Here is a 16567-nt window from a genome sequence, read left to right as displayed (position 1 = left end):
GCCCCCGACGAGGTGGCACAGGACGGGACGCCGGCGGCCAAGGCCTCGCTACCCGCCCTGCGGGAGGCCTACCGGGCAGCGTCGCAGCTGTACGAGAAGGTCGGCGTGGGCGCCGATCTGCGGGCCGAGCAGTCACGGGCCGAGAGCGACGAGAGCGCGGCGCTCGCGGAGCTGGACCGGCTCAGCAACAAGGTCCGCACGCGCGCCGCGCAGCTCCTGGAGTCGCCCGACGGTTCCGACAGCCCCTCCCGGCAGGCGGCCGTCGCGCGGGCCGAGGAGCTGGTGCAGCTCCTGGAGACCCGGATGTCGACCGCGAGCGAACAGCTCGGAAGGCTGCGCGGCGAGGCCGAGCGGCACGCGCCCGAGGACGGCGAGGTGCACACCGACCTGGCGGACGAACTGGTCCCGGGCGACGCCGAGCACGCGCAGACCCTGCTGCGCACCGCCACGACCGAACTCGCCTCCCGCACGGAGGCGTTGGACCGCGCCCGCGAGGCACACGCGGAGTTCCTCGACGCCCATCGGTCCGCCGAGGACGCGGCCGGCGGCTTCGACGAGACGTCCGCCCTGCTCAGGGACCTGATCCGCGAACACGTCGACGAGGAGCAGGAGGAGTCCGAGCCCTACTCCGGCACGCTCGAAGAGGCACGGAACTCCGCCGCCGAGAGCCGCCGCTCGCTGCGCGGCTGCGCCGCCGACCTCTCCACGGCCGAGTCCGCCGTCCGTGAGGCGAGCGACATCCTCGTACGGCACGCCAACTCGACGCGCTACGAGCAGGTGCGCACCCCAGCCCGGCAGCAGATCCGCGAGCTGCCCGCCTCCTCGCTGCCCGAGCACGCACAGAAATGGGCGGACGCGTTCGCTCCCCGGCTGCGCGTGCTGACCGACGAACTGGAGCAGCTGGAGCGCAACCGGGGCTCGATCGTGGACCGGCTGCGCGGGCTCGTGGAATCCGCCCTCGCCACCCTGCGGTCCGCGCAGCGCCTGTCCCGGCTGCCCGAAGGACTGGGGGAGTGGTCCGGGCAGGAATTCCTGCGCATCCGCTTCGAGGAATCCGACCAGGCCACCCTCACCGAGCGGCTCGGTGAAGTGGTGGACGAGGCCACCCGTGCGGCGGTCAAGAAGAACTCCGACATGCGGCGCGACGGCATGTCGCTGCTGCTGCGGGGAGTCGGCGCCGCGCTCCAGCCCAAGGGCGTCGCCGTCGAGATCCTCAAGCCGGACGCCGTGCTGCGCGCCGAACGCGTCCCCGTCGGGCAGATGGGCGACGTGTTCTCCGGTGGTCAGCTGCTCACCGCGGCCATCGCGTTGTACTGCACGATGGCCGCGCTGCGCAGCAACGACCGCGGCCGGGACAAGCACCGGCACGCCGGCACCCTGTTCCTCGACAACCCCATCGGGCGCGCCAACGCGACGTATCTGCTGGAGCTCCAGCGGGCCGTTTCGGACGCGCTCGGCGTCCAGCTCCTCTACACGACCGGCCTGTTCGACACGACCGCGCTCGCCGAGTTTCCCCTCGTCATCCGGTTGCGCAACGACGCCGACCTTCGCGCCGGGCTGAAGTACATCAGCGTGGAGGAACATCTGAGGCCGGGACTGCCGCGTGAGGCGCCCGCCGGGGAGACCGTGCACACCGAGATCACCGCGACGCGGATGTACAAGCGACCGGCGCCGATCGCCCCGTAGAGACACGGCGGTGGGGCAACTGCGGGCCGTCCGTGGCCGGTCGCGCCCACGCGGCGGCGCCGCATGTCGCTACGGCCCCGCGCCCTCGCGGGGGCGCTCGTCTACGCGTCCTCCTTCAGCATGTCGGCGCACTTCTCGCCGATCATCATCGTGGTGATGCAGGGGTTCACGGAGATCAGATCCGGCATCACCGAGCCGTCCGCGACCCGCAGACCCTCGACCCCCTTGACCCGCAGCCGCGCGTCGAGCGGGGCCGAGGGGTCGTCGTCCGCGCCCATCTTCACGGTGCAGGACGGGTGGTAGACGGTGTTGTGGGTCCTGTGGATGTAGTCGAGCAGTTCGTCGTCGGACCGGATGTCCGGCCCGGGGGCCAGCTCCGCGCCCGCCCAGCCGCTCAGCGCGGGCCGGGAGACGATCCGTCGGGCCAGTTTCAGCCCGTACGTCATCACCCGCACGTCGTGTTCGTGCGTGAAGTAGCGGGGATCGACCCTCGGTTTGTCCCGGTAGTCGCGGGTGCGCAGCCGCACCGTGCCGCGGGACTTCGCGCGCGTGACGTTCGGGGTGAGGCAGAAACGTGTTCTCCGACGTGGGGAATCCGTGCCGCGCGGTATTCATGTCGAACGGCACCGAGCCGTAGTGGAACGTCAGGTCCGGCCGGTCCAGGCCGGGTTCGGTGTCGTAGAAGATGCCCGCCTCCCACCACTGGCTGGACGTGGTGGGCATGGGCTGCTTCGCCTCCCACATGATGACGCCCTCGGCGTGGTCCTGGAGGTTGTCGCCGACGCCCGGCGCGTCCACGGCCAACTCGACCCCGACCTCGCGCAGATGTCCGGCGGGCCCGATGCCCGACAGCATCAGCAGCTTCGGCGTATCGATGGAACCGCAGGACACGATCACCTCGCGGCGGGCGCGGACCGACCTGGTGTGGATCAGATCCGGGTCGAGGTACTCGGCGCCGACACACCTCCGACCTTCCAGGACCAGCTTCTTCGCCCGCACCCCCGTCCGTACCGAGAGGTTCGGCCGCTTGCCCATGACCGGGTGGAGATACGCGACCGACGAGGACTGCCGGATGTTGTTCTCGTCGGAGTTGATCTGGAACCAGTTGGCGCCCCGCACCACCGTGGTGCCGGTGTTGAACGCCGTCGTCGGGATGCCCGCCTGCGCGCACGCCTCCAGCAGGGCCGCGCCGCACGGGTCCTCGCCCTTCAGCGTGCGCACCTTCACCGGGCCGGTGCGGCCGTGATGGCCGCCCGGGGCGTCGTTCGACTCCAGCCGCTGGTAGAGCGGGAGGAGATCGGCCGAACTCCAGCCCGTACAGCCCGCGGCGGCCCAGTCGTCGAGGTCCTCCGCCGGAGGCCCAGAAGGCGATGCAGGAGTTGTGCGAGGAGCAGCCGCCGAGCACCTTGGCACGGGCGTGCCGCATGAAGCTGTTGCCACTGGCCTGCGGCTCGACCGGGTAGTCCCAGTCGTAGCCGGATTCCAGCAGGCCCATCCAGCGGTCCAGTCTGAGGATGTCGTCGTCGCCGACGTCGCTGGGTCCGGCCTCCAGGACGCACACGGTGACGGACGGGTCCTCGCTGAGGCGGGCCGCGACCACATTGCCCGCGGTGCCGCCGCCGACCACGACATAGTCGAACTCATCGTTGCTCATGAGCTGTTGACCTCCTTCAGTCGGCCGCCGGAGCGGTGAGCGGAGTAGGGGCGGCGGGCTGCAGCCGGTGCTCGTCGAGCACGCCGGTGCGGTGGCGCTGGATGAACCAGTAGTAGGCGAAGCCGCCGGCTCCGATGACGACGACGAACAGCACCGCGCCCCAGCGCAGATACCAGTGGAACGGCGCGGCGGCGTTGTACACCTCGGCGCGCGGCCAGATCAGATTGACCGTCATGGCCGCGCCCCAGACCACGGCGACGGCGTTGACGAGGATGCCCCAGCGGCCCAGCGAGAACTTGCCGTCACCCGCGGGCTGCCAGGTGCCGCGCAGCCGGGACACCAGCATCGGCACGGTCACGCCGAGGTAGGCGAGATAGATCATGACGATGCCGATGCTGGTGACCACGGTGAAGATCTGCGGCTGGCGGATGTTCACGACGAGGATCGCGACGGCCAGGATGCCGATGATCACCGCCGGCAGAACCGGGGTCTTGAAGCGCGGGCTGACCCGGGCCATCAGGGAGGATCCGGGCAGGTTGTTGTCCCGGGACATCGCGAAGGCCAGCCGGATCGCCGCTGTGTGCACCGCGAGCGCGCAGACCGTGACCGCGATCAGCACGCACCACAGCATCGCCTTGCCGGCCGTCGGGCCGAGTACGTCGAGCACGATGTACTGCAGACCCTCCGTGGACAGCTTCTCCCCCTTCAGACTGGAGACGCTCATCAGCGCGAGCAGCAGTACCAGGCCGCCCAGGACGAACGAGGCGACGATCGCGCGGATGATGGCCCGCGGGGCGTTGCGGGAGGGGTCCAGGGACTCCTCACCGAGCGAGGCCGCCGTGTCGAAGCCGTACATGACATACGCCGACGCCAGCGAGGCCACCAGGAACGCGCCCAGATAGCCGGCCGAGTGCCCGGTGCCCGTGCCCGCCGTCTCCGTGACCACCTGCGGTCCTCGGGTGATGTGGACGGCGAGCAGCACGATGAGGACGACGGTCGCGATCAGCTCGATGAAGACGCCCGCGCTGTTGATGGTGGCCATCAGCTTCACGCCGAACGCGTTCACCAGGGTCGTGAAGAGGATGAGCACCGTGGCGAGGATGACCGCGTTGGTGGCGTCTCAGAAGCCGTAGCCCATCCGGCGGGACAACTCGGCTCCCGCCGCCACCGTCCGCTTGGACAGCTCCGGCAGGCGGTCCGCGTTCAGCCGGTACACAGGTCCCGACACACTGATCGCGGCGATCACCTTGCCGTCGTGCGCCCGCACCGGCGCGGCCACGGCGGCGAGCCCCAGCTCCAGTTCCTCGAGTGTGACGCCGTACCCCTGCTCGATCACGGCCTCCAGCTCGGCGCGCAGGGTGGACGGTCCGGTGATCGTGCGCTCCGTGAAGCGCGGCAGGGGACGTGCCAGCAGACCCTCCCGCAAGGTCGGCGGCATGTGTGCGAGCAGCACCTTTCCGCTGGACGTGGCGTGCAGCGGGGTGCGTCTGCCCAGCCAGTTCTGCGCCGTGACCGACGCGGTGCCGCGGGCCTGCATGATGTTGACCGCCGCGTCGTCGTCCAGGACCGCGATGTTGACGGTCTCGCCCAACTCGTCGGCGAGTTCGCGGCAGACCGGGACACCTTCCTGGGAGATGTCGAGGCGCACCGCCGCCGCCCCCGCCAGGCGCAGCAGGGCGGCTCCCAGGTAGTACTTGCCGCGGTCCTTGGCCTGCGCGACCAGGCCGCGGTTCTCCAGGACGCCGAGCAGCCGGAACGCGGTGGACTTGTGCACGTCCAGTTCCTCGGCGATCTCGGTGACGCCCGCTTCGCCGAGCCGGGCGAGGATCTCCAGCACGCTCACAGCGCGGTCCACCGACTGGACGGCGCTGCCTGCGCCCCTGCCGCTCTGGTTCTCGGGAGTCTCCTCGGGGCCGTTCAGCCCGCTTCTGCGTGCGCGTCATAGGTCAACTCTCACCACCTGGCGGCCCTGTTCGGGCCGCATCTGCGGGAAGCCCTTGACATGACGGGATTCCCGCGCGGATTCTGTTTCGCATCGCGCTTCCGCGTGCGCCATGCGAAACATCATGTTACCGAAGCGTCCGGGACCCGGAAGGTTCCCGACGACCTGGACCTGAGAGGTCGCGGACGAAATGTCCGGACCGAGAGGGGGGGCCCATGATTCCCGTCTGCCGCCTTGAAGACCTCCCCGAGGGCGAATCCGTCCGCGTCGGAACCACGCCACCGGTCGCCGTGTTCAACGCCGACGGCGAGCTGTACGCCATCGACGACACCTGCACCCACCAGGACGCCTCCCTCTCGGAGGGCTGGCTCGAGGGATGCCTGGTCGAATGCCCGCTGCACGCCGCCTCGTTCGATCTCCGTACCGGCCTGCCGACGTGTCTTCCCGCACGCCGCCCCGTCCGTACCCACCGCGTCGCCGTCGACGACAGAATGATCCACGTCCACCTCGCAGCGGAGGAGGACACCGCCGCATGAATGCCGCGCGCCCTGTCCATGGACGCCATGTCGGCCCCGCGACCGGAATCGACGCCGCCGGCCCCGCCTCCTGGTCCATCGCCGGAGCGGGCCGAGTCAGCCAGGTGCGCGGAGTGGGCCACTCGAGCCGAGTGGGCCACGTGGGCGGGACGAGGTGCTTGCGCCCCGCGGTCTGCTTGAGCCGCACTCGTCAAATGAGTGCCACGAGCCTCCGCGCTGTCGGGCGGGCTCTATGAGGACCGTGACCGTCGTCGGTGCCTCCCTCTCCGGTCTGTACGCCGCCCGCGAGCTGCGCGCCCGGGGCTTCGACGGACGACTGCTGATCGTCGGAGACGAAACCCACCACCCCTACGACCGGCCTCCCCTCTCGAAGGACTTCCTCACCGGTCGCTCCGCCGAGGACCGACTCGCCCTGACCGACGACGAGGAGCGCGCCGAACTCGACGCCGAGTGGATCCTCGGCGTACGTGCCCGCGGCCTCGACGCCCGTGGCCGCGCTGTCCTTCTGGACGACGGCCGCACCGTCTCCACGGACGGAGTGGTCATCGCCACGGGCGCCTCCGCCCGCCGCCTTCGGGGTGACGACCTCGTCGGTGTGCACACCCTGCGCACCCTCGACGAGGCTCGTGCCCTGCGTGCGGAACTCACCGCGGGACAGCGCCGCGTCGTCGTCATCGGCGGCGGCTTCATCGGCGCCGAGACCGCGTCCTCGTGCGCCGCCCTCGGCCATGACGTCACCGTCGTCGAGGCCGCGCCGCTGCCCCTTCTTCCCCAACTCGGCCCGGACATGGCAGCCGTGTGTGCCGCACTGCACCGGCGCGCGGGCACCGGCCTCGTCACCGGAACCGGCGTCGCAGGGTTCAGGGAGAGCGGCGGCACGGTCACCGGAGTGAAACTGTCCGACGGCCGCTCCCTGCCCGCCGATGTCGTGATAATCGGCATCGGCGCCACCCCGAACACCGGCTGGCTGGCGGGCTCGGCGCTCGCCGTGAACGACGGCGTGCTGTGCGACGACGGCTGCGTGACCGGAGTTCCGCAGGTCGTCGCCGTCGGTGACGTCGCCCGGGCCGGCGGCACCCGCACCGAGCACTGGACCTCCGCGACCGAGCAACCCCGCGTCGCGGTCGGCAACTTGCTCGCCGGACGCACCGCGGCGACCCTGCGGTCCCTGCCCTACTTCTGGTCCGACCAGTACGGTGCGCGGATCCAGTTCGCGGGCCGACGACAGGAATCGGACACGGTCCGGATCGTCGAGGGCGCCCTCGACGACGGCGGACCGGCGCAGGGCGGCTTCCTCGCCCTGTACGAGCGGGCCGGCCGCGCGACAGGAGTGCTCGCGGTCGACCGCCCCCATGCCTTCATGCGTCGCCGTCGTGAACTGGCGAGCGGTGAGGACCCGGTGGAGCAGGCGGCACGGTGAGGGCGTCACTTCGTTGCCCTCCGGATGGGGCGGTCGCGAGGGGCAGATGGAGGCTCCTCCTCTTTCCCTTCCACCGGCCGACCGCGCGAGCGGTGAACCCCTCATTCCTTCGTCGCGGTGCCGCTGCTCCCCGCGCCCGTACCCGGGGCCGAGGCGGGGAGAACCGCCGCTCCGCTACGGGTGCGACAACTGCCCGGCCCCGCCCCGCCTGCGTATCCGCTCCTGGGCCCGGGCCGAGATCCGCGCCTGACGCCTGGCCTTGCGGCGCTCGCGTCGCAGTGCCCGTGCGGTGCTGCTCGGCACCGACACCACGCCGTTCCGCTGGTTCCACACCTGTCGGGTCACCCAGACGTCCAGTACGGCCCATGTGGCGACGACCGTACTGGCCACGCTGCACAGGACCATCGGGAAGGCCAGCCAGGACCCCGCGATCGTGCACAGGAAGGCCACCACGGCCTGTATCAGCGTCACCGAGATGATGAGCACCGCGCGCACGGCCGACGTACGCACCGGATCGGGCAGCCGACGCTTGCGCGCGGGCTCCTCGATCCACAACGGCCGGTAGTACGCCCGCTCTTCGTGGTCCTCGTATCCGTCCGTGGCAGCGCCTTTCCCCTCGACTCGGCCGCCCCTGTCCGCGGCGCTGTCCTGGAGGTCCGCCGTGCCGGTCCCGCCCGTCGTGGTCCGCCGCTTGTCCGGCCGACCGTGCCCAGCTGCCGGAATATCGTGATCCGGTGCCCGGGTGGCCGGTTGTGCCGCATCGCGTGTCGCAACCCCAGTAGCGGGTGCCCCGCTCCGCTCTGCCGTGCCCATCAACTTGTCACTCCCCACCGCCTGGCAGTCCTCTCGCACGGGGGTCCTGCGACCCCCGCCCCCCAGTGGCTGCCCGGCTTGCGCTCTTTTACGCCGCCTGAGCGCGGGATGCGGCACCTGTGGCCGATTCCGCCCTCAATTCCCGTACAGAAAGACGAACGACCTGTCCTGAAGATTCCCGCCGAGCGAAGAAATCCGGCCAACTGACGATGTTCTCCGCTCCGATGTGATCCGGCCCCAAGTGCCGGATTAGGGGAGGCAATCTCCCCCAATGAACGGACAACTCCCCATGTCTCGTTCCCTGTCGAGCCGGGATGGCGTCCGGATGGGTCTTCGAGTTACCTCCGGGTCAGTAGTAGGCTCACGCCGTTTGTTGACGCACATGTGTACCCCCGGCCGAGGGGGTCGAGCTGGGGGAGGCCATGCGCTTTCGCGGGAAGTCCATCCGCCGGAAGATTGTGGCGCTGCTCCTCGTGCCCCTGGTGTCCTTGACCGCGATCTGGGCTTTCGCGACCGTGCTCACGGGGCGTGAGGCAAGCCGGCTCTTCAGCGTGTCCGAGATCGTGGAGAAGATCGGCTATCCGACCGAGGACACCGTCAGAGTCCTCCAGCAGGAACGCCGCCAGACACTCGTCTACTTGGCCGATCCTCGCGCGTCCGACGGGCTCGCGGCGCTCAAGCGCAGCCGTGGTGCCACGGACCGCATCGTGGCGAAGGTCCGCAGGAACGCCAACGACAAGGGCGTGCGCGAGGAATTCGGTGGAGGCACCGCTGAGCGCCTCACCTCCCTCCTCGACGCCGTCGACGGGATCTCCTCGCTGCGCAGCGGCATCGAGGACGGCACCGTCAACCGTGTCCAGGCCCTCGGCCTCTACAACCGTCTGATCGATCCCTGCTACGTCCTGTTGGCCAACCTGCACGTGGTCGACGACGTGGAGCTGGACAAAGAGGACCGCGCCCTCGTCAATGTGTCCCGCGCCCGCGAACTGCTCTCCCGTGAGGACGCCCTCCTCGGCTCCGCACTGGTCGCCGGTCACATCACCAGAGACGAACTCCGGGACATCTCCGACCTCGTGGCCCAGCGCACCCTCCTCTACGACATCAGCCTGCCGCTGCTTCCCTCCTCGGAACGCGACCGCTTCGAGCGCTACTGGAAGAACGCCGGCACCGGGCCACTGCGTGTGGCGGAGCAGGCCGTCGCCGCTTCCACGGCCGGCTCGCCGAGCGGCGTCACCGCGAAGAGCTGGGACGGCGCGGCCGGGCATGTGCTCGCCGAACTCGGCGAACTCGAGGACCGGGCGGGCGACCACTACCGGGACCGCGTCAAGCCCGTGGCCATGGGAGTCATCCTCCAGGCTGTGGTCGCGGGCGTGGTCGGTCTGATCGCCCTGCTGATCTCGCTCTTCATGTCCGTGCGCATCGGCCGGAGCCTCATCCGCGACCTGCGCCGTCTGCGTCTGGAGGCCCACGAGGCGTCCGGTGTACGGCTGCCCAGCGTCATGCGCCGTCTCTCCGCCGGTGAGCAGGTCGACGTCGAGACCGAAGTGCCGCGCCTGGAGTACGACAGGAACGAGATGGGCGAGGTCGGTCAGGCCCTCAACACCCTTCAGCGCGCCGCCGTGGAGGCGGCCGTCAAGCAGTCCGAACTGCGCGAGGGCGTCTCCGAGGTCTTCGTCAATCTCGCGCGCCGCAGCCAGGTCCTGCTCCACAAGCAACTCACCCTCCTCGACACGATGGAGCGCAGGACCGAGGACACCGACGAGCTGGCCGACCTGTTCCGTCTCGACCACCTGACCACCCGGATGCGCCGCCATGCCGAGGGCCTGGTCATCCTGTCCGGCGCGGCGCCGTCACGGCAGTGGCGCAAGCCGGTCCAGCTCATGGACATCGTCCGCGCGGCCGTCGCCGAGGTCGAGGACTACGAACGCGTCGAGGTACGCCGGCTGCCGCGCGTCGCCGTCACGGGTCCCGCTGTCGCAGACCTCACGCATCTCGTGGCCGAGCTCCTGGAGAACGCCACGGTGTTCTCGCCCCCGCACACGGCCGTTCATGTCGTCGGTGAGCGCGTCGCCAACGGCTTCACCCTGGAGATCCACGACCGCGGCCTCGGCATGGCCGCCGAGGCGCTGCTCGACGCCAATCTGCGGCTCGCCGAGACCCCCGAGTTCGAACTCTCCGACACCGACCGGCTCGGCCTCTTCGTGGTCAGCCGGCTGGCCCAGCGGCAGAACGTCCGCGTCTCGCTCCAGCCGTCCCCGTACGGCGGCACCACCGCGGTCGTCTTCATGCCGGACGCCCTGCTCACCGACGACGTGCCGGACACCAACGGCATCGGATTCCGCCTCGACCGCACCCTGCCCACCAAAGAGCGCGAGACCGAGGAGCGCCGCAACACCGCACTCACCCGGTCGCCGGTGCGTCTGCCGGGACTGCCCGCCTCGGTCCTGGACGGCCCCGTCGAACTGGACGCGCCCGTCGACCTGGACACCCTCACCGGATTCCCCGGCGCTCTCGGCGACGACGACAGCGAACGCGGGGGGCTGTTCCGTCCGCGGCGCTCCATCGCCGGGGTTCCCGCAGGACGGCACCAGCGGGCCGGTGACAGCACCGACGATCGCGCCCCCTCCGGGGACGACGACCTTCCGGGCACCGCTCCCGTCCCGCCGCCGCATCGCCGGGCGCCCAAGCTCGTCAGCTCCCACGGCAGACCCGTCACTCAGGCCAGGTCGTGGCGCGACCGGGCGGACGAGGACACGGCCCAGGACCTCGAATCGGTGCGGAACCCGGGCACCCCGTCGGACCCTGAGCCGAACGAGAGCGCGGAACGCCGCACAACGGAACGCGAAGGCGCGAAGCCGCTGCCCAAGCGGCGCGGCGAGCGCTCCGCTGCCCCGGCCCGGCGCGGTGCAGAGCGCTCCGGTGCCCCCGGTCCGCGCGGGGCTTTCGGCACACCTGAGAGACCCGGCCTTCATGAGGCACCCGAACCTCGCAGAGCGCCCGGCCTCCGTGAGGCACCCGGCCGTCAGGAAGCCCCGGGCCTCCGCGATGCCCCGGCTCTGCCCCGGCGCACCCGCACCGCCGCATCGGCCGTGAGCCCGGACACCGCGACCCCGCAGCGCGACACCCCGGCGGGGCAGGCAGAATCGGGTACGGCCCCGCTGCCCCGGCGCGTCCGGCAGGCCAGTCTGGCCCGGCAGTTGAAGGACGGACCGGCGCGGCTCGCCGAGCGCGGCAACGGCCGCGACGGTAGGGAGGCGGACCCCGCCGAGCGGGACGCCGACGAAGTGCGCAGCCGTATGGCCTCGCTCCAGCGGGGCTGGCAGCGCGGACGCGAAGAGAACGCCGTGGGCGACCAGGCCCAGGACGGCTCAGCACGACGAACGACAAAGGGGGACGGTCGATGACCGCACCGAAGGCCGCAGGGCCCGCGACCAGCAGCGTGTCCGGAGAGCTGAACTGGCTTCTCGACGAACTGGTGGACCGCGTCGCCAGCATCCACAAGGCGATCGTGCTCTCCGGCGACGGCCTTCCCACCGGGGCCTCGAAGGACCTCACCCGGGAGGACAGCGAACACCTGGCCGCCGTCGCCTCCGGCTTCCACAGCCTTGCCAAGGGCGTCGGCCGGCACTTCGAGGCGGGCAGCGTCCGCCAGACCGTCGTCGAACTCGACGAGGCCTTCCTGTTCGTCACGGCCGCCGGCGACGGCAGCTGCCTCGCCGTCCTCTCGGACGCCGACTCGGACGTGGGCCAGGTCGCATACGAAATGACGCTCCTCGTCAAGCGAGTCGGCGTACATCTGGCCGCCAGTCCGCGCACCGATCTGCCTGCGGACGGGTAGTGGGATGACATGAGCGGAGACGGTCAGGGAAGACGCCACTGGTTCGACGACGAGGCGGGGCCGGTGGTCCGTCCGTACGCCATGACGCGCGGCCGCACCACCAGCGCGGCCCAGCACCGCCTCGATCTGATCGCGTTGGTGGTCACCGAACAGCACGCCGAGGACCCCGAGGCGGACCATTCGCTGTCCCCGGAACACGTGGACATCGTCGAACTCTGCCGTGACATCCCCCAGTCGGTCGCCGAACTCGCAGCCGAACTCGATCTGCCCATCGGAGTGGTGCGGGTCCTCATCGGGGACCTGGTGGATGACGAAATGGTTCATGTGACACGTCCCGTACCCCCTGCCGAGCTGCCGGACGAGAGTATTCTGCGCGACGTGATCAGCGGCCTCCGGGCGCTCTGAGCTGGGCGGAAACGGGGAACAGACGTGACAGGCTGGCAGTTCTGGGTCGACCGGGGCGGTACCTTCACAGACATCGTCGCGCGCCGTCCGGACGGCCGGCTGCTCACGCACAAACTGCTCTCCGACAATCCGGCCCGCTACGCCGACGCGGCCGTCGCGGGCGTCCGTGAACTCCTCGGTAGCGAAGGGGACGCCGCGGGCGCCCCGGTCGACGCCGTCCGCATGGGCACCACCGTCGCGACCAACGCCCTCCTGGAACGCAAGGGCGAGCGCACGCTCCTCGTCACCACCAGGGGCTTCCGCGACGCCCTGCGCATCGCCTACCAGAACCGCCCCCACATCTTCGCCCGCGCGATCGAACTCCCCGAACTGCTCCACGAGCGGGTGGTCGAGGTCGACGAACGGATCGCCGCCGACGGCACCGTCCTGCGCGCCCCCGACCTGGACGCCCTCGTCGCACCCCTCCAGGAGGCGTACGACGACGGGATCCGCGCGATCGCCGTGGTCTGTATGCACAGCCACCGCCACCCCGCCCACGAACAAGCCGTGGGCGAGCTGGCGGCCCGCATCGGCTTCCCGCAGATCTCCCTCTCCAGCGAGGTCAGCCCGCTGATGAAGCTGGTGCCGCGCGGCGACACGGCCGTCGTCGACGCCTACCTGTCGCCCGTGCTGCGCCGCTACGTCCAGCAGGTCGCCGCCGAACTCCGGGGCGTACGGCTGATGTTCATGCAGTCCAACGGCGGCCTCGCCGAGGCGGGTCAGTTCCGCGGCAAGGACGCCATCCTGTCCGGACCCGCGGGCGGCATCGTCGGCATGGCCCGGATGTCGCAGCTCGCCGGCTTCGACCGCGTCATCGGTTTCGACATGGGCGGTACATCCACGGACGTCTCCCATTTCGCCGGAGAGTACGAGCGGACCTTCACCACCCTGATCGCCGGGGTCCGGCTGCGCGCCCCCATGCTGGACATCCACACAGTCGCCGCGGGCGGCGGATCGGTGCTCCACTTCGACGGCTCCCGCTACCGCGTGGGCCCCGACTCGGCCGGCGCCGACCCCGGACCCGCCTGCTACCGGAACGGCGGCCCGCTGACGGTCACCGACGCCAACGTCGCACTCGGCCGCATCCAGCCCGCCCACTTCCCGCAGGTGTTCGGCCCCGGCGGGGAGCAGCCCCTGGACGGCGCCCTCGTCCGCGACCGGTTCAACGCGCTCGCGCACGAGATCCGCGAGCGGACCGGAGACGACCGCACCGCGGAGCAGGTCGCCGAGGGCTACCTGCAGATCGCCGTCGCCAACATCGCCAACGCCGTCAAGCGGATCTCCGTGCAGAAGGGCCACGACGTCACCCGGTACGCGCTGACCACCTTCGGCGGCGCCGGTGGCCAGCACGCGTGCATGGTCGCCGATTCCCTCGGCATCCGCACCGTCCTGGTGCCGCCCATGGCAGGCGTCCTGTCCGCCCTCGGTATCGGACTCGCCGATACGACAGCCATGCGCGAACAGTCCGTCGAGGCGCCCCTCGAAGCGTCCTCGATGCCCGGCATCCTCAAGACGGCCGACGCTCTGGAGGGCGCCACCCGCGCCGAACTCCTCGCCGAGGACGTCCCCGAGCACCGCATCCGGATCACCCGCCGGGCACAGCTCCGCTATGACGGCACGGACACGGCGCTGACCGTCGAGCTCACCGAGCCCGACGCCATGACCCACGCCTTCGAAGAACGTCATCGCGCCACCTACTCCTTCACCCTCGACCGCCCGGTCGTCGTCGAAGCCCTCTCCGTGGAAGCCACCGGTCTCACCGAACCCCCCGATCTCTCCGCCCTCGCCCCCTACCAGGCCGCACCCGCATCCCGCTCGGCCACCCCGGAGACCGTCAGCCTTCACACGGGAGGCACCTGGCGCGACGTGCCCCTGCACCGCCGCGAGGAGCTCCCGTCGGGCGAGACCGTGAACGGACCCGCGATCATCGCCGAAGCAGGCGCGACAACCGTCGTCGACGACGGCTGGCGGGCCGCGACGACCGACGACGGGCATCTGGTCATGGAACGCGCGGCGGTTACGGAGAGTTCCGATCTCGGCACGGAAGCGGATCCCGTTCTGCTCGAAGTCTTCAACAACCTCTTCATGTCCATCGCGGAACAGATGGGCGCCCGCCTGGAATCGACCGCCCAGTCCGTCAACATCAAGGAGCGCCTGGACTTCTCCTGCGCCTTGTTCGACCCCGACGGCAACCTGGTGGCCAACGCCCCGCACATCCCGGTCCACCTGGGCTCCATGGGGACCAGCGTGCAGGAGGTCGTCCGGCGGCGCGGCGACACCATGCGGCCCGGCGACACCTACGCCGTCAACGATCCCTACCACGGCGGCACCCACCTCCCCGATGTCACCGTGATCACCCCGGTCTTCGACACGGAGGGTGAGCGGATCCTGTTCTACGTCGCCTCGCGCGGCCACCACGCCGAGATCGGCGGCATCGCCCCGGGCTCCATGCCGGCGAACAGCCGCACCATCGACGAGGAGGGCGTCCTCTTCGACAACTGGCTGCTCGCCGAGAACGGCCGGTTCCGGGAGGCGGAGACACTGGCCCTGCTCACGGAGCCGCCCCACCCCTCGCGCAACCCGAAGACGAACCTCGCCGACCTGCGCGCCCAGATCGCCGCCAACCGCAAAGGCGTCGACGAAGTCGGCCGTATGATCGAGGACTTCGGGCTCGATGTCGTCCAGGCGTACATGAAGCACGTCCAGGACAACGCGGAGGAAGCGGTGCGCCGCGTCATCGACACGCTCGAAGACGGCGAGTTCGCCTATGAGACGGACTCAGGGGCGGTCATCCGTGTCCGTGTCTCGGCAGACCGGGAAACACGCTCCGCCACTGTCGACTTCACGGGCACGTCCGCGCAGCTCACCACCAACTTCAACGCTCCCTTCGCCGTGGTCAACGCCGCGGTCCTGTACGTCTTCCGCACCCTGGTGGACGACGACATCCCGCTCAACGACGGGTGTCTGCGCCCCCTCCGTATCGTGGTGCCGCCGGGGTCGATGCTCTCCCCCCACCCCCCGGCCGCCGTCGTGGCCGGCAACGTGGAGACGTCCCAGGCGATCACCGGCGCCCTCTACGCCGCCCTGGGCGTGCAGGCCGAGGGCTCCGGCACCATGAACAACGTCACCTTCGGCAACGAGCGCCACCAGTACTACGAGACCGTGGCCTCCGGATCGGGCGCGGGAGACGGGTTCCCCGGCGCCCCCGTCGTACAGACCCACATGACCAACTCGCGGCTCACCGACCCCGAGGTCCTGGAGTGGCGACTGCCCGTCCGGCTCGACGAGTTCGCGATTCGACGCGGCAGCGGCGGCCCCGGACACTGGCGGGGCGGCGACGGCGCCGTACGCCGCATCCGGTTCCTGGAGCCGATGACCGTCTCGACGCTCTCCCAGCACCGCAGGGTGCCGCCGTACGGTATGGCGGGCGGCGAGCCCGGTGCTCTCGGCGCCAACCGCGTGGAGCGTGCCGACGGCACCGTCACGGAACTCGGCGGAAGTGATGCGACGGACGTCGGACCCGGCGACGTACTCGTCATCGAAACCCCCGGCGGCGGGGGCTACGGCCTACCGCCGCACGACCCCCATCAAGCAGGAGAAGAGATCGATGATCTTCGGGCGTTCTGAGCGCGGCAAGCCTCCGGTCGAGCCCGTCACGCTCAAGATCCTGGTGGCCGGCGGCTTCGGGGTGGGCAAGACGACCCTCGTCGGCGCGGTCAGCGAGATCAAGCCGCTGCGCACCGAGGAACTCCTCACCGAGGCGGGCCGGCCCATCGACGACACCAGCGGTGTGGAGGGCAAGCACACCACCACCGTCGCCATGGACTTCGGCCGGATCACGCTGCGCGAGGACTTGGTGCTCTACCTGTTCGGGACCCCCGGCCAGGACCGTTTCTGGTTCCTCTGGGACGAGCTCGCCACCGGAGCCCTGGGCGCCGTCGTGCTGGCCGACACCCGCCGCCTGGAGGACTGCTTCGCCGCGGTCGACTACTTCGAACGACGCTCCATACCCTTCGTGGTCGGAGTCAACTGCTTCGAGGAAGCCGCCCGTTACCCCGCGGAGGACGTCCGCCAGGCCCTCGACCTCGACCCGGGTGTGCCCGTCGTCCTCTGTGACGCGCGGGACCGGGAGTCCGTCAAGGAGGTCCTCATCCGTGTCGTCCAGCACGCGATGGCGTACGCCGCGGCCCGCCGTGAGACCGTCACGACCTGACGCACACGTGGCGCCGTCGCG

9 protein-coding genes and 3 pseudogenes are annotated in these 16567 nt (G+C 70.6%); 8 read left to right on the top strand and 4 right to left on the bottom strand.

Features of this window, described 5'->3' with window-relative positions; translation table 11 throughout:
* Positions 1-1686, top strand: a pseudogene (locus N4G66_RS40810) (hypothetical protein); the annotation flags it as partial.
* 101 nt (positions 1687-1787) lie between these two features.
* Here N4G66_RS40810 and N4G66_RS40805 read toward each other — a convergent pair.
* From N4G66_RS40805 to N4G66_RS40795, 3 genes and pseudogenes are all read right to left on the bottom strand, one after another.
* Positions 1788-3340: pseudogene (locus N4G66_RS40805) on the bottom strand (GMC family oxidoreductase).
* A 16-nt stretch (positions 3341-3356) separates the two neighbouring features.
* A pseudogene (locus N4G66_RS40800) lies at positions 3357-4457 on the bottom strand (amino acid permease); the annotation flags it as partial.
* 3 nt (positions 4458-4460) lie between these two features.
* A complete protein-coding gene (locus tag N4G66_RS40795; RefSeq protein ID WP_261709368.1) occupies positions 4461-5183 on the bottom strand; it encodes an IclR family transcriptional regulator in 723 nt (240 codons plus the stop codon).
* A 314-nt stretch (positions 5184-5497) separates the two neighbouring features.
* On the opposite strand from N4G66_RS40795, the gene N4G66_RS40790 reads away from it, so the two are divergent.
* Positions 5498-5818 carry a bifunctional 3-phenylpropionate/cinnamic acid dioxygenase ferredoxin subunit gene (locus N4G66_RS40790; RefSeq protein WP_261709367.1) on the top strand — a complete coding sequence of 107 codons (321 nt, stop codon included), beginning with the start codon at positions 5498-5500 and terminating at the stop codon, positions 5816-5818.
* A 232-nt stretch (positions 5819-6050) separates the two neighbouring features.
* Complete coding sequence (locus N4G66_RS40785; protein WP_261709366.1) at positions 6051-7238, top strand: NAD(P)/FAD-dependent oxidoreductase; 1188 nt, start codon at positions 6051-6053, stop codon at positions 7236-7238.
* A gap of 174 nt (positions 7239-7412) precedes the next feature.
* Here the strand turns inward: N4G66_RS40785 and N4G66_RS40780 are convergent, their stop codons facing one another.
* Complete coding sequence (locus N4G66_RS40780) at positions 7413-8051, bottom strand: hypothetical protein (RefSeq protein WP_261709365.1); 639 nt, start codon at positions 8049-8051, stop codon at positions 7413-7415.
* Between the two features lie 422 nt (positions 8052-8473).
* On the opposite strand from N4G66_RS40780, the gene N4G66_RS40775 reads away from it, so the two are divergent.
* The 5 genes from N4G66_RS40775 to N4G66_RS40755 are packed head-to-tail and all read left to right on the top strand — an operon-like array spanning position 8474 to position 16546.
* A complete protein-coding gene (locus tag N4G66_RS40775) occupies positions 8474-11455 on the top strand; it encodes a sensor histidine kinase (protein WP_261709364.1) in 2982 nt (993 codons plus the stop codon).
* The gene (locus N4G66_RS40770; RefSeq protein ID WP_261709363.1) at positions 11452-11889 is read left to right on the top strand and encodes a roadblock/LC7 domain-containing protein; all 438 of its coding nucleotides are present in this window, start codon (positions 11452-11454) and stop codon (positions 11887-11889) included. The genes N4G66_RS40775 and N4G66_RS40770 overlap by 4 nt, the downstream gene beginning before the upstream one ends.
* Before the next feature lie 9 nt (positions 11890-11898).
* Positions 11899-12294 carry a DUF742 domain-containing protein gene (locus tag N4G66_RS40765; protein ID WP_261709362.1) on the top strand — a complete coding sequence of 132 codons (396 nt, stop codon included), beginning with the start codon at positions 11899-11901 and terminating at the stop codon, positions 12292-12294.
* 24 nt (positions 12295-12318) lie between these two features.
* Complete coding sequence (locus N4G66_RS40760; protein WP_261709361.1) at positions 12319-15960, top strand: hydantoinase B/oxoprolinase family protein; 3642 nt, start codon at positions 12319-12321, stop codon at positions 15958-15960.
* Complete coding sequence (locus N4G66_RS40755) at positions 15941-16546, top strand: GTP-binding protein (RefSeq protein ID WP_261709360.1); 606 nt, start codon at positions 15941-15943, stop codon at positions 16544-16546. Before N4G66_RS40760 ends, N4G66_RS40755 begins: the two co-directional genes overlap by 20 nt.
* The last annotated feature ends 21 nt before the right edge of the window (positions 16547-16567 follow it).

Origin of the sequence: Streptomyces rhizosphaerihabitans (genome assembly GCF_025399795.1) — a bacterium.
Classification (GTDB): Bacteria; Actinomycetota; Actinomycetes; order Streptomycetales; family Streptomycetaceae; genus Streptomyces; species Streptomyces rhizosphaerihabitans.
This window is presented reverse-complemented; position numbering and strand designations above follow the sequence as displayed.